General features: G+C 64.8%; 12 protein-coding genes and 1 pseudogene. 3 read left to right on the forward strand and 10 right to left on the reverse strand.

Features of this window, described 5'->3' with window-relative positions:
* Positions 1 to 24: 24 nt before the first annotated feature.
* A pseudogene (locus tag IT882_RS16805) lies at positions 25 to 169 on the reverse strand (translation initiation factor IF-2 N-terminal domain-containing protein); the annotation flags it as partial.
* A 517-nt stretch (positions 170 to 686) separates the two neighbouring features.
* Between IT882_RS16805 and IT882_RS15915 the strand changes: the two are divergent.
* Positions 687 to 1148 carry a hypothetical protein gene (locus IT882_RS15915; RefSeq protein WP_005054965.1) on the forward strand — a complete coding sequence of 154 codons (462 nt, stop codon included), beginning with the start codon at positions 687 to 689 and terminating at the stop codon, positions 1146 to 1148.
* 80 nt (positions 1149 to 1228) lie between these two features.
* On the forward strand, positions 1229 to 2035 hold the full coding sequence (locus IT882_RS15920) for a metallophosphoesterase (RefSeq protein WP_005054963.1): 807 nt from the start codon (positions 1229 to 1231) through the stop codon (positions 2033 to 2035).
* Between the two features lie 631 nt (positions 2036 to 2666).
* On the opposite strand, the gene IT882_RS15925 is transcribed toward IT882_RS15920, so the two are convergent.
* The 4 genes from IT882_RS15925 to IT882_RS15940 are packed head-to-tail and all read right to left on the reverse strand — an operon-like array spanning position 2667 to position 8993.
* Complete coding sequence (locus IT882_RS15925) at positions 2667 to 4910, reverse strand: TniQ family protein (RefSeq protein WP_101305218.1); 2244 nt, start codon at positions 4908 to 4910, stop codon at positions 2667 to 2669.
* Complete coding sequence (locus IT882_RS15930) at positions 4907 to 6067, reverse strand: TniB family NTP-binding protein (protein ID WP_005055282.1); 1161 nt, start codon at positions 6065 to 6067, stop codon at positions 4907 to 4909. The genes IT882_RS15925 and IT882_RS15930 overlap by 4 nt, the downstream gene beginning before the upstream one ends.
* Positions 6064 to 8217 (reverse strand): DDE-type integrase/transposase/recombinase, encoded by a 2154-nt coding sequence (locus IT882_RS15935; protein ID WP_005055284.1) that lies wholly within the window; start codon positions 8215 to 8217, stop codon positions 6064 to 6066. The genes IT882_RS15930 and IT882_RS15935 overlap by 4 nt, the downstream gene beginning before the upstream one ends.
* Positions 8218 to 8273: 56 nt before the next feature.
* Positions 8274 to 8993 carry a TnsA-like heteromeric transposase endonuclease subunit gene (locus IT882_RS15940; RefSeq protein WP_005055286.1) on the reverse strand — a complete coding sequence of 240 codons (720 nt, stop codon included), beginning with the start codon at positions 8991 to 8993 and terminating at the stop codon, positions 8274 to 8276.
* 332 nt (positions 8994 to 9325) lie between these two features.
* On the opposite strand from IT882_RS15940, the gene IT882_RS15945 reads away from it, so the two are divergent.
* Positions 9326 to 9649, forward strand: coding sequence for a hypothetical protein (locus tag IT882_RS15945; protein ID WP_005054589.1), 324 nt, complete (start codon positions 9326 to 9328; stop codon positions 9647 to 9649).
* On the opposite strand, the gene IT882_RS15950 is transcribed toward IT882_RS15945, so the two are convergent.
* From IT882_RS15950 to IT882_RS15970, 5 genes are all read right to left on the reverse strand, one after another.
* Positions 9646 to 10377, reverse strand: a complete 732-nt coding sequence (locus IT882_RS15950) for a DUF6602 domain-containing protein (RefSeq protein ID WP_005054591.1) — start codon at positions 10375 to 10377, stop codon at positions 9646 to 9648. The two genes, IT882_RS15945 and IT882_RS15950, sit on opposite strands and share 4 nt — an antisense overlap.
* Before the next feature lie 165 nt (positions 10378 to 10542).
* A complete protein-coding gene (locus IT882_RS15955; RefSeq protein ID WP_052323164.1) occupies positions 10543 to 11064 on the reverse strand; it encodes a Mov34/MPN/PAD-1 family protein in 522 nt (173 codons plus the stop codon).
* The gene (locus IT882_RS15960) at positions 11061 to 12350 is read right to left on the reverse strand and encodes a ThiF family adenylyltransferase (RefSeq protein WP_005054595.1); all 1290 of its coding nucleotides are present in this window, start codon (positions 12348 to 12350) and stop codon (positions 11061 to 11063) included. Before IT882_RS15960 ends, IT882_RS15955 begins: the two co-directional genes overlap by 4 nt.
* A 13-nt stretch (positions 12351 to 12363) precedes the next feature.
* Positions 12364 to 12870 (reverse strand): hypothetical protein, encoded by a 507-nt coding sequence (locus tag IT882_RS15965; RefSeq protein WP_005054597.1) that lies wholly within the window; start codon positions 12868 to 12870, stop codon positions 12364 to 12366.
* Between the two features lie 2 nt (positions 12871 to 12872).
* Positions 12873 to 13829: a hypothetical protein gene (locus IT882_RS15970; RefSeq protein WP_005054599.1), complete on the reverse strand. Its 957-nt coding sequence runs from the start codon at positions 13827 to 13829 to the stop codon at positions 12873 to 12875.
* Positions 13830 to 14014 lie beyond the last annotated feature (185 nt).

The following is a 14014-nucleotide window of genomic DNA, read 5'->3' on the forward strand; positions in this document are numbered from 1 at the left end:
GTCGAGGGGGTCGGGCACCGAACGACGCCCTCACCTTGCGAGCAACTGGAGCTTCTATCGATGAAGACGGGCTCTTGACGAACTCACCAAGTTCTCGCAGACGGACCAAGACGGCCTTTGCGTCGACTCCCAGTTCGGCGGCGAGCTCGTGCACTCGCATCTTCGCCATCTGTTCTCCGCTCGTGGTCACTTGGCCCGCTGTGTCTGCCAGGGGCTGTGCATTACCGGCGAAGCCGGGTTGCCAGATCAGTCTGTTGCATGCTGCAGACACCGGCTGCGATGACACGGCTCGATATATCAGTCGCCGTCCGCCGTCCCACCGAGGCGGCGCGCCTTGAGCAGCACGTTCATGTGCCTCGGGTGGGCTACCCATTGAGTTGTGATCGGTCCAGCGCGTCGAGTGAAATGGCCTTCCACCGGCTGCTAGGCCTTGCTGGGCCTCGGGCCAAACGGGGTCCAGGCCCATGCCCGCGACGAACGTCACGCAGCGCTGGATGTCGATGAGGTCTTCTGGGGCCGCTTTCAGCCGCTTGAAGTGTGCGATGCCATGAGGCGAGCATCTCACGACGGGCGAGACTTCCTGAGCGAGAGCAACCACTCGACTCGAACAGGCTCTGACCCAATCAGTGGACACAAATTCACCGGTGTGAGAGACTACTCCGTTCGCCAAACGAAGGGTCTGGCCGATGTCACACTCTGACGGCAACACGGACTGGGGGCGGATCATCCGCGACATGATCGCGCGTAGCACCGACTCTGCCCCCACCGAGCCCGGGGTCTACCGGATGCCGTGTGGGAACTGCTACGTCGACTTCTTCCTCGCCTCGGACGGCACCGAACGGTGGCTCGTCCCAGGCGATGAGCGCAGCTACACCCGCGACACCGTGGCCATCGCTCGCCACGGCGAGCACCCGTGGGAGCGGATGTACACCCTCGGCCATGCCGCCGCCGAGATCCGCCGCCGCGCGACCGCCGACGGCACACCCGTTCTTGTCCTGATCGATGAGCTGGCAGCGGTCGCCGCCACGGAGGATGCGGCGGAAGACGAGGAAATCGCCCGTATCGCCCGGGAGCGTCCCGCCGACAGTGCGGAGGTGGCGCGCTCCGATCTCGCCCGGAAATTCGGGATCGATCTCGACGAACTCTAGGAACATCTAGCGGTGTCTACCGAAACGCTAGACACCGCTAGATTCTGCTAGACATCCGTCACATGCGAGGAGCGTTAGCCGTGAGTGAGTATCCGTGGTTCGACTTCGACCGAGTCGACTACGTCACCGCGGACACCCACTTCAGCCACGCCCGGATCAGCGAACTCGCGGACCGTCCATTCACCACCGTCAACGAGATGAACACCGAGCTCATCCGCCGCTGGAACGAGACGGTCGCCCCGACAGATGTGGTGCTACATCTCGGGGATGTCGCGCTCGGGCCGATCGAGGAATCGATCACCCTCACCGCGCAGCTGAACGGTCACCGGTACCTCGTCCCCGGGAACCATGACCGGGTCTCACCAGCGACACAGTCCAGGAAGGCGATCGAACGGTTCGCGCCGCTCTACGAGGCGGCCGGGTGGACGATTCTGCCGGAGGTCATCGAAGGCACCCGGCACGGCTACCGGATCCTCGCATCCCACTACCCGTACAAGGGCGACTCGCAGGAGTCGGACCGACACACGTCGCACCGGCCCCGCTGGGACGATGGGATCCCGCTGTTGCACGGTCACACGCACGCACGCGACCACGGCCCGAATGGGCACCAGTTCCACGTCGGCGTCGACGCCCACGCATACGCGCCCATCCCGTTCACCGTCATCGACGAGTGGGTCCGGGGCCTACCGGATGTCGAGCCGTGGCTCGATGTGGCGGTCCGTGAAGCCCGTCAACTCCTCGCCAACCTCGACGCCACCGAAACCTCGAACTCCGACGCGATGTTCTACACGATGGGCTACAACGAACTGCGCGTCGCGCTGGAGGAACTCCTCGGCGCGCTCTACTCTTCCCACCCCGACTCCCCCGGGAACACCGCCAAGGCTTAGGACTGCCTCGGACGCGCTTTCGGCGCGGGCGACGGTATGAACAGTTCGCCTGCCGCGGGGCCGGATCGGAGGGTCCGCGGTTCTCGTCGGAAGCGGATCCATCCACAACGCTGCCAGTGCACCATCGTCAGGTACCGCGGCGACGACGACGTCCAGGCAGCCTGATGCTCCGCGGCGCTGAGATCGTGCGACGCGAGCTCCGGGAATACTTCCCGGAAGGTCGGGGATTGGCCGTGTTCGCGGGCGTAGCGATGGAGGAATGTCACAGCGCGACGCGCCCACACCGGCGCCGTCTCGTCAGCGGTGAGTTCAATGAACAGCGGCGCGAGGTGAGGTGCCGACCACGGCTTGTCCTCCCGGCCTGAGTCGGCCGACACCACGCATTCCTTGCCCTCGACCGTCATCGCAGAGATCCCACCCCGGACTCAGCTCCGGTCACGGGTGTCGTCGGGTGCGCGTTGCGTGTCGGCGGGACCCGCAGGCTCCTCGCCCTGATCTCGTCCTCCAGCTCGGCTGCTGGATGAACCCGCATCCATGACTGCCTTCAGCGCCGTGGTGTACTTCTCTCCTGTCACCTTCACGCGTTCCCGCGCGTCGTGCCGCAGCCGACTGGAAGTTCGTTTCTTCTGCGTCATGCCGACGTCCTTCGCGTGTCTGGAATTCGAGTATTCGTCGATGGCTCGACGGGAGTGCTGCGACGGAGTCCGTGAGCCTGTGATGGGCCCCGCGGGGCGGGCGGGTCAGATCGTTGCCTGCCTGCGTCCGAGGTAGACCCGTTGATGCGCGCCCCGCGTGGGCGGACCGGGATGCCGGCGCTATGCAAATGCCGGTTGATGGTCATCTCGCTACAGCCGGCGAGCTGCGCGATCTGTGCGATGGTCCAGTGCTTCGTTTCATAGTGATCGCGGAGCCAACGGGGGTCGAGGTCGAAGGTGCGGGGTCGTCCCCTTCGAGTCCGGGTGCCCGCGTCGGCGAGAATGCGACCCACTGTCTGCCGAGACACCCTCGTGTCTGCGGCGATCGTGTAGGTGGAAGCTCCCGCCGCGTACACCTGCGTCAGCCGGTCTGGTGGCATGGCTTCTGTCGCTGTCGCTCGTGCCGGCCGGATGGGCGGCCACGACGGCGCGATCTGGGGTCCGACTTCCGGGAGCTGAGGGGTGGGTTCGGGTGTCCAGGTGACGGGCTCCTGAATGCCGTTGGCGACGAGGAACTCTGCGGCGATCTGATCGAGCGCCGCCCGCACCGCCGGCGGGAGCTCCTCTACGAAGCGGGCTACGGCGGGCGGGCTCGCCCTGGTCGTGTGCCACGCCGTAGGCATCGCACGCAGCGGGTTCCCGGAGAGTTCTTGGTACAGGGCTGCGCGCGCCAACTCCCAGCGTCGTCCGCTCCCTGGGGACACGCCCGCGTCCCGGCAGAGCTGCCCCCACTGTGATTCGGGCAGGAGATCGGTGTAGTCGAGGTGGCGGCGGCGGGCGTAGTCGATGGGCACGTCTTGCGTGTCCAATAGAGCTGCCAGGCGGAGGACCGCGTGCAGGGTCGTCACGTGGTGAGTGCTGCGGCCCAGCTCACGCATCACGTGCGTCACCTGCCGTGACGGTGCGTGCGGATCGAGCAGCGCGAGCGCGGCGGAGTGTGTGAGCCTCGTGCCGGTAAACACGACCGCTGCTGCCAGCGCGGACGCGGCGATCTCGTTGTCGACCCGCAGTGGGGCGTACTGGGCGATCCAGTCCCCCCACAACTGTGCCGGCACTTTCCGTGCTCGCTCTTCCGGGCTGACGCCCGACGGCGGTGCGGACTGCAGAAACACGGTGGGGCGGCGGCGGCGACCCAGCGCGGCCGCGATCAGGGTCTGTAGTTGTGGTGTGTGCGCGGTGTACGACGTGCTGTGCGCCAGCCGCCCCTGCAGCAGGGAGATGATCGCGGCCGGATTGGTCAGTGCGCGGTGACCGAGGGTGGTGCCGACAGCGGCCCCGACGGCAGAGTCTGGTCGCGCCCGGATCGCCCTCGTCCAGTCCTCGCTCATCTCGAACAGCCCAATGAGCTCCCGGCCCAGCGGGCTCGCGTCGATGCTGTGACCGCCGACGATTGCGTCCCGCGCGGTGCGGGACAGTAGCCGAATGTCTTCCAACACAGGCACGGCCGGCTGCGGTGCATCAGCATAGATCCCGAACTGCGCCTGACCGGTGGAGACGATGCGCATCATCGCCCGTTGCGCATCCAGCACCGCCTGCGGCACCGGCGTGCGGGTCCGGTCCTCGGTGAGGTCCGCGCGACACCGGTTGGCCTGCGGACCCCTCCCCGGACCCCGCACGGGATTGTGGCAACGCCCGGGAACGGGAACAAGTGCGAGCGGGTGAGCGCGGTGTCGGGCAGGAAGATCACAGGTCTGGCACCGATCCACGAGAAGGCGGCGGTGGCGGGCACAGGCGAACCCGAACGGGAACTGCCACGACATCCGCCACCGTCCACCCGAATCGACCAGGCATTCCGGGCAGTATCGTCCCGCGGTCCCTGCAGCCGGGCATTGCGCGCTGATCCGACCCTGCCGGGTATAGCGGATCGCGTGACGGGCGAAGCGCATCCTCGTCATCTCGTGAAACTGATCGGCAGGGATGCCCGTGGAAGCCTCAAGCCGGGCAGCCTGCTCCTCGGTGAGGGTTGTGGCCCACTTGTCCGCCATCCACGCGGTCGCCGATACAGCCAAACCCTTCTCCTGCTCGATGAGACCGAGCGCGCATGCCATCTCGTTCATCGTCGCCCCATAGGTGGCCGCCATCTTCTCCAGCCAGGAATCGAACGGCTCATCCGGCAGTGGCCGCACCCGAAACGGCAGCACCCGCACCTCGTCGGAACGCGTCGCGGCCTTGCCGGTCATGCGGCTGCCACCTCGCCACCCTGGGTCTTTCGGCGGCGGCCCGCTCTCTGGCTTCGAAGCTGCCGTTCCAGCTTCGCCTCCAGCTCACGACGTTCCGTCTCGGCGCCCTCGTCGATGCGAATATCATCGAGCAGCTCCCGATCGATGCGTTCCCTGCCGGTGCGGATTGCGCGCGATGCGCCGCGGCGGATCAGGTCCATCAGCGACCCGATGTTCCCGGTCGTGCGGGCGAACAGGTACCGCGAGAGGTCGACGAGCATCCCGTCTCTCCCGTCGGTCAGCACGAGGGCCTGGTCGATGCCGAACAGCAGCCGGTCCCATTCATCGCGGCCGCGTTTGTGGGCGAGGGTGAAAGGTTCCAGGCTGAGGACTGTCCACCGTCGGAAGGTCTGCGCCATTGCTGCGCCTTCGCCGGTCTGGCCCTCCCCGACGAGTCCCCGCTTGCGGAGGGCGACACCGGCGAACAGGAACGTGGCGTTGTATTCATTCGAGAGCCACTTCAACTGGTTCGCGACCTCTACCCCGTCACGGGTATTCATCCGCAGGAAGTGGAGATCATCAACGATCACCAGGCGCGTGTCGTGGCGTTCGATGCACTCCGCGGCTGCCCGGGCAAGATCTCTACCCGCCATCGAGCGGTGCAGGATCCCGGCGGTGGCGGGGTGGGCGTAGAACCCGAGGATCATCATGTGCAGACCCTTGATCGTCGGCCGGCCCGTCAACGTCACATGACACACCGGCAGGTGCCGCACGTCCCGGTCCTGATCCAGCCACTCCCCGGCCTCCGCGATCCGCTGCTGGTGGAACACTCGACCGAAGTTGTTCACCACCGTGGACTTCCCGAGCGCCGGCGGCGCGTCGATCGCCGCCGCTGACTTCACCCGGTCGGCGTCTTGCAGGTTCGAGTCCAGGATGTCGCCGAGTTGCAACTCGATCTCCTGCACCTGTCGGGTGCGCAGCAGGATGTTCGCGTGCCACTGACGCCGCGCCAAGTCATACCCGACACGCTCCTGCGTGGATAGCGCCGCCAGCCGCTTCAGCGTGAGGGTGTCCGGACGGGTCCGGGCTGGGCGTTCTGCGAAGTCGTTCCACCCCTCGTAGGTGGACAGGCTCCGCTGCCGTGCTCCCGCCTGCGGCTGGGGCTGGGTGGTTGTCATCGGAGCATCTCCATCGGCTCGAAGCGGTAGTCGCCACGGATGGTGGGCTCGTCGATGTCGTCCTCGTCGTCATCATCTCCGGTCTCCGGCACATCGACCCGTGTCCTCGGATCCCTCACCCCGCCGGTCAGCTCCGTCGCCAGGTCCGACCCGGCCGTGAGTTCTGCGTCCAGCATCCGTTGCACCGTCCGCAACGACCACACCCCTTCCGGATCGGGGTTCTTCTCATCCAGGCGGGCCGCCATCCGGGCGCTCATCCGCCGCTCCGACGGTGTCAACCCTCGGCCCGCGCCCCAGTCCTCGAGCAACTGCGCGGCAACATCATCGACCTGCGAGGGGCGGCCCTGCCGGATCGCAATCTTCTTCGCATACTCCAACGCGTCCAAACTGAACGGGGTGTCGAACGCGTCCTTGTGCTCCCACTCCAGGGTGTGCCAGGTGTGATCCTCCGGGTCGTGGAAGTAGATCTTCGTCAGGTCGTCCGGGTTCACCACGAACGGCCACTCCGTGCCCGTGTCCCGGTGGATCGACCGGGCCCGGTTGCGGTACTTCGCCACCGAATCCCCCGTGTAGCGAAGATTGTGAATCTCCACCCCATAGTGGTTGAACTGACGCTTCACCACCGGCAGCAGCTCCAACAGCACATTCCGGTCCGTCGGCATCCGCAGCGAACCCGCGACAGCGAGCCCCTGGTCATACTTCTGCGCCGGACTCAACTTCACACCCGGGAGGCTGGGATCGGCGAGCGACTCATGCGGGCGGAGGTGATAGACCGTCGCGATCCACTCGCGGATGATCTGCTCCAACTGCGGAACCGTATACACCGCCTCACCCTCAACATCGTCCCCACGACCCGACACGTCCGCACCCTTGTAGCCGGGGAGCTCCTGCAGGAGAGAGTCGAGAGTGCGAAAGAAGCGCTCCACCGGGCTCTTGTCGGTGGGCTGGTAGATACGGGCTGGCTGGATTGATATGCCCAGTCGGGCGCACGCGGTGGTGACATGCTCGGAGAGGAAAGGGCGACCGTGGTCCACGACGATCGTCTCGGGCAAGATGCCGGCGCGTGTGAAACGGGCGACATCGGTTCGGGTGGGGTCGACGAGCACCGTGTCAGGCACGCCGTGATACGGGACACGAGCGGCGGTATCCCAACTGCCCGGTAGGTCGAACGGCAGCATCGCTTCGACGAGAACACCGGACACGTCGATGGACTTGGTCGATCCTGGCGTCAAGCGCAGCCCGAGAATGCACCGTGAGTAGAGATCGATCGCGACCGTGAGGTCCGCGCAGACCCACTTGCCCGTCACCGGAGCGACGGCGAACACATTCAGTGGGGTGGTGTCAAGAAGTACGAACTCACCGGGACGTGACGCGGTCAACCGTCCGTAGGGAGCGGCGGGCCGGTTCGCGATCGATCTCTTTGCCTTCGTGGAACCCGCGAAAGTGCCTCGTCCGCGGGTGAGCTCGTCCAAGCCCCGGTATGCGCTGGCGGTGGACGGGAATGTGACGACGTCGGGGCCGTGAAGTCTCTCGATGCGTGCGCGGATCCGGGCGAGGATGATCTTCTTCTGCACCTTGGACTGATCGTCCTGCTCATCGAGTATCGTTCGCGCGGCGTCAACCCACCGCGGGTCGAAGTTTGTCAGTGCCGCACCCGTCCGTGACATCCGGGTATCGATGAGACCCGCTTCCCCGGTGTCTCGATACCGGGAGACCCATCGCTCCAGGGTCCGTAGGCCTATGTCGAGCTCTTTGGCCTTGGCCTTCTGTCGCTCTCGGAGCGGCCGTTGCGGGTGGTACTCCAGTCGTGGCTCGCCCTCTCGGGCGACCTCACGACTGCCCGACCGGTATCCCGTGAGCACCTCACGGACGTGATCCGCCCGATGGTGAGCACCCGCCTGAGCGGACTGGGTTGCGTCCGACCAGACAAGCATCAAAGGTTGCGTCTGCTCGTCGTCGCCCACCCTGCCTGGCACGTGCACTCTGCCGCCTTCCGACTCCGGTTGCAGCACATCGATCATGCGGAGACGGCGAGTGCGCCCATCCGCGGTGCGGACGATGACGGCGCCATCACCGATCTCCGCGACCGTGCACATCTTTCCGTCGTAGGCAATCTGGGCCCCCGGGCTGACCTTCCAGGTGTTCTTCATCGGACGCGTTTCCCTTCTCGTTGATCTGCGGGTGTGTGGATCGTCGCGCTCGACACTCATGTCTCCAGGAGGCTGGTGATGTCGAGCACGCGGGTGAGGTCCGTGTGCAGGCGCCGCGTCCACATCAGGTGCAACACAACGGACCGAGCCAATCGCGGATCGGCAGTGATCGCCGTGACAGCTCGCACCGCTTCGCCGAATGTGACCGGAGTGGATAGCAACTCTGCTGCGCCATCGACTTCGGACTCGAGGAACTGGAAGCGCCGCCTATACCCGGCGAGGAACCGCACGTTCGCCAGCACGACAGGATCGGGCTCGGATTGCACCCGGTACTCCCAGCCGTGCCCCTCGATCACGCGCCGCGACCATCCCAGAGAATCGCGCACTTTCGGGCGTGACAACTTCTCAGCCGGCTTCACATCAACCACGCACCCCGACTCATCGGCGTGGACGAACAGGTAATCCGGGACGTGCTTGCGGCGCGTGCCGCGATCATCGCCGTCGAGCAGAAACGGCTGCGAGAGGATCCACACCACCCGCGGGTCGAAGTCGGCCAGCAGCAGGTTCACATACTCCAACCGCGACTCGTACCCCACCGGGGCCTCCATCGTCGCCGACCAGTACGAGCCGGAGAAGTGTCGCTGCTTGCGGTACCAACGAAACTCCCGCCACGGCACCGCGGTATCGAACTGACGAAGACGAACATCATTCAAGGCGATGACATCGACGTGATCGTCTGACCTGCGAATCTGAACCGTCGACGCCAGCCCGGTCACAGCCCCGACGCTCCCTGGTACGACAACGGAAACGAACCAGCCCCTGCGGTCCGGCGGTTTGTGAACATGTCGCCATCATGGGCGCCCACACACGCGTGCATCCATGCACGAAACCACCACGAATACGTAACACACGTCATACCGAGTTGCTCTTGCGAATCGGTCAATTACGTACTACGTGACGTACGTTCTAGTGAATGTCACATTCACTGTACTCTCGAAACGACCAGAATCAAGTTGTGTACGTCAGATAGACAACACCGGGAAGGAAGTCGCCTCGGAATCACCTCGCGCACGTGCCGGACGTCGGTGACGTATGCGAAACTCGGGGCATGACGATAGTGGAGCCGATCGCACCAGCGGAGTCGCGGCTGTTCTTCGGCAACAGCTACATGAACGCTGTCGTCATAGAGATCGCCGCCCTCGAAGGCGACACCTTCTCTCCCAAGCAGATCGTCGAAGCGACTGGACTGTTGGGGAGCATCGTCCACCCACTGATCCACAAGCTCCGCGACGCACACTTCCTTGAGTTCGTCGGACGCGTGCCCGGAGAGCGGACCCTGCTCTACCGGATCCGTGACAACTACTGGTGGGAAGCCGCGCGACGCTACGCCGCCGACCGGGAAGCCGCATCGGCCGAGCGCACGGCTTCCTAACTGCCTGGGGACTGCAGCGGAACGTAATAGGCATCCAGATCGATTGCTAGAGCTGTTCCCAGCCGGGAAAGTGCGCGATACAGACGCGTCGCGAACCAGATCAGTTCCTGTCCTCCTGGGGAGTACGCGACCCCGTCAGTCTGATCGAAGGCGCCTCCTCGGACAGCAATGCCGAGATCGAGCCCCGTGGGCTGAGGCTCGGTGATCGAGCCCACAGCTGCAGCACCGCGGATATCTCCCCAATCAAGATCCGTGCTGAGAAAGACACCCAGGATCGGCTTGGCTTCCGGATCCTGAGCTGGATACGTACCGCCTGCATGCCGGATCTCCGCTGAGGTGCGGTGAAGTCGGCGAACGCTGGCGACCTTGTCCCGGGCGTAGTCGAGGTTCTCCTTGTTCATTCTGGGCTTCACCTCACAAACGGCGTACAAGCTCTCGACCGGCACGAAGCGGACGTCGCCCTGCTCGAAAAAAAGGGGCGAGTACTGTCGATCGAAGATCGCAATGTCGATCTGTCCGCTCTGTTGCCCGAGGGAGTCGATTGCGAAGATTGGCCCGACCCCGTATCGCTGGGGAAGAAACTCCCGGAGCACGCTGACCCATTGCTCCTCGGTGGCGTCACCCTTGGTGCCGGGATGATCTGTGAACTGCGGCATGAGCCCCAGCCCTGTGAGCATGTGGTCCTGCTTCGCCGTATATGCCTTGGCAAGGTCGAACGGTTCGGACATGGGTGGTCTCGCTTTCAATGGACGCGGCTGGGAGATCGCCCGCGGGGATGGTGTCGAATGTTCGTGTTCGGACGCCACGCGCTTTGTGTAGGTCCACGACGTAGTTCTACCCGTCGCGCATAGCGGTCAGCAATGATGTGGGCAGCGGCCGGTACTGGTGAAACCTCAACTTCGATGTTGGACTTCAGTGGCTTCGCCGGGTGGCATCTGGTTCCGCGAGCCCTGATCGGTTGCTGTGAGTGCGAGCGCGGCACGGTGGAGTTCGATGCCGTCTGGCGATTGCGCGAGCACCCATACGCTCAGGTGCGGGCGGGGATTCGGTGACCCAATAAGCGCGATGAATCGATGGAAGCGAAGTTCCAAGTCGACGAGGTGGGAGATGTAGGTGTTGAGATCCAGCGGGCTGGGTTCTGGCGGACCGTTGGGATGGGTGTGCCATTCTCCGATCCATTGTGAGCGGTCGACCTTGTGGGCGCGGTCCGCGGCGAGTTGGGTGTATTCGAGGTCACGGAGGAAGTAGCCGGGTTGGTGGACGGCGTTCGGACCGGGTGCGGAGGCGGATGTAATGACGAGGGCGTTTTCGTGTCCGAAGAGTGCACCGCCGGTTTCGAGCGTGGGGTCGCTTCTCGCGATGATCGTTCTGATCGATGTGAGCGCACCCTGGGTGATACCGACGGTCCAGCTCACGGGTGGCGATGGCATGCGGGGCAGTCCGGGTAAGGGGGCGTCGCGGAGGACCAGTGCGGGTGGAGTGCTCGTCGCGCATCGAAGGGGGCGGCGTAGCCGGGTGATGGGCGGAGGGCGATGACGAGGTTGTCATCGGTGAGGGTCTGATCGACTTCACCGGCGTTTTGCAAGAGAGTCGCGACGGCGACTTTCGCTGCGATGCTCCCAACGAGGTGAAGGTCTCCACCTATTGCGGTCATCGGGTTGTGTCGGGTGCCGTCCCCGTAGCCTCGGTCCAGGCTCGGTTCGGGATCGATCATTCCGTTGTCGCGCATGTATCGACGCTGACAGTCGAGGCATCCGACCTCGGGCAGTGCACGGATGCGCAGAATCTCTCCGTATCTGCCGTCGGCGAGGACGCAGGCGAACACAATCGGTTTGCCCGCACGGCGTGCAAGGTAGTTTGCGACGCGTCGGGGTTCGACTCCGTCGACGGTGCAGATGATGATGTCGGCGGCGTCAATCAGGGGTCGGGTGATGTTGGCGTTGGCGGTGAGGTCGATGGGCCATGGGCTGATGTTGCTTTCCGGCCACTGCCTGTTCAGGGATGCCTTTAATCCATCCACTTTGGACATTCCAACGCTCGCGGCAGCGAGGACGTGCCGGGGAACGTTGTGGAAGAGGATCTTGTCAGGATCGACCAGGTCGATGTGGCCAACTCCGTAGCTTGCGAGTGCTTCGGCTGCGGCTCCTCCGATGCTGCCGGCGCCTAGCAGGAGCGCCCGCGAGGTCGAGAGGAGGCTGGTTGGCCAGAGGCTTCCAAGGGCGGTCACATGCTGGGTTCCGTCCTGGATGTCCAAAGAAATGGGGCGGACGGTGTCGTTCGAGATCGTCCACGCCGACCAGGCCGGAAGCCGTTCCCCATCGCGGATCTCCGGAGGGTCGGGACAGAAGGTCACGGCGATGTGCCATTGGCCGGGAAGCGGTGCGATCGCCTGCGGGACGAGGGTCTGGAAGGCGTCGAAGGGCATTGTCGCGTGTTGGTGGGTGAGAAGGTACGCGCAAAACGCGGCGTCCGCCGGCACTCGGTACCAGTGGCCGACGCGATTGAAGTCGGCGACCGTGAGGAAGTGGTCGGGATCCTCCGTGAGATGGACGAGGTCCGAGTCTTCGTTCGAGAGGGCGACGACTATGGCGGCCTTGTCCGGTGCGGACAGACGGCAGGTGAGATTGCCCCACGCGTACGACTTGTCGATGACCTCCATCGCTTCGGTGGGCAACAGCACCAGCCAGTTCTCGCCACTCATGCGCTGTGCTCGGTCACGCTGTCTCTTCCGCGGTCGCGGTGATCAAGTGATCGAGTTGCTCGTCGGTGACGATGCCGTTGACTGTCATGTTCGGGATCTTGCCGCGCTGAAACAGGGCGAACTCGATCATCCATCCCGACGCTTTCAGGATCAGATCGCTGGTCCGCGAGAAGAGGTCCCACTGGTCGGCATCACGGAGCAGGCAGAGGCCGCCATTGGGGAGCACGTGGTACTGGGTGAAGCTTCGCAGGGTGACGTCGGGCTGCGGTTCCAAAGGGTAGAGGATTGGTGGGACCGCGGGGAAGCCGTGCCCGTACGCGACCCGCGCGCGCAGCGGCTGGTCGACGAGGTTTGACAGCCCGGCTGGTTCGGGTCGTGTGAATGGCCATACCGGGAGTGCGCCGCTGAAGTGACCGGCACCTTCGGGCGTCCACTCGAGGGCGGGGGCCACCGAACCGATGTCGTCGATCTCCTGCGCGAGACGACCCGGGTCATCCTCCCACCAGCTGCGGAGGATCAAGGTCAGCCCTGCGGGGAATCGCGAACCGGACGCGGCCCAGTCTCTCCCGCTCCACCGGGAGGCAGTACGAGCGGGAACGCAGTCCCGAAGACGGACTGCCAGTGACGTGTCGCGGCCGGCTGATCATTGGAGGCGACGGCCCGAAGCGCCGCGACGGCGTCAGCTGCTGCATCCTCTAGGGACCTGCGCAGACCGGCCACGTCCAGACTCGGCTGGATCAACCCGGAGAGCTCCGCGGGATCTTCAACGCGCAAGGAGTGCGTCGAGGCGTTGACGAAGAAGTTCTTCAACGCCTCGGGTCGGTTGTTGCTCACCGACAGGCAGTCCAACGCGAGAACCTCCATCACGAGCGACTTGACCGTGCCGGTCACATCTTCATGCTGACGCGACCAGTACTTGAGGACCCGGACCAGCGGGCGAAACAACGACCAGTCCTGCTGCCGCCGTGCGACCTCGTTGATGAGGTACTCAGGGTCTGCGAGCGACCAGCGCTCCTCCTTCTTGAACGGGATCAGGATCCCGTCCGGACGTCGCAACGCTGGCATCACATCGACAGTGAACGCGTTGTCCTGCTCCGGCGGATCGACGAAACACTTCGCGGCGCGATTGCGGTCGGCGGTGCGGATCAGGCGCACCAGCTGCGCGCGCGATCCGTGGGACACGGAGAGGAGATCGTTCACCAGATCATGGCAACGCTCGATCGCCTCTTCGGCAGAGCCCCCGTCCTCGCCCCAGTCCGGGTGCTCGTCCTGATCGAACTCGACCACGAGATCCACATCATGCACCGGCTGCAGCTGGGTGCTGCGGGCGAGCGAACCCGACCCCCACACCACCTTCACATCCGGCGCGGTCAGCAACGCGGACGTGAAGGTGTCGCGACGGTCACGGGCAATCTGCACGACCTTCACATCCGCGTCGACAACCGACTGCAGGGTAGCGAAAGACTCGAGAACCGTCATGGAGCACCTCTCCCCAGCGGCCCGGGTGCGGGCGCTGATTCAGCGTACGGCCGACCTCGGACATCTTGCGGAAGAGTCGCCGTCTCTCGTCCCGCATACTCGGCGCCCTCACGTCCGACTACATGCAGCGTTCTCAGGAACATGGCGGATCCGCCATTTGTCCGCCACTTCATCTGAGAATCCGC

Origin of the sequence: Microbacterium schleiferi (genome assembly GCF_015565955.1) — a bacterium.
GTDB classification, from domain to species: Bacteria; Actinomycetota; Actinomycetes; order Actinomycetales; family Microbacteriaceae; genus Microbacterium; species Microbacterium schleiferi_A.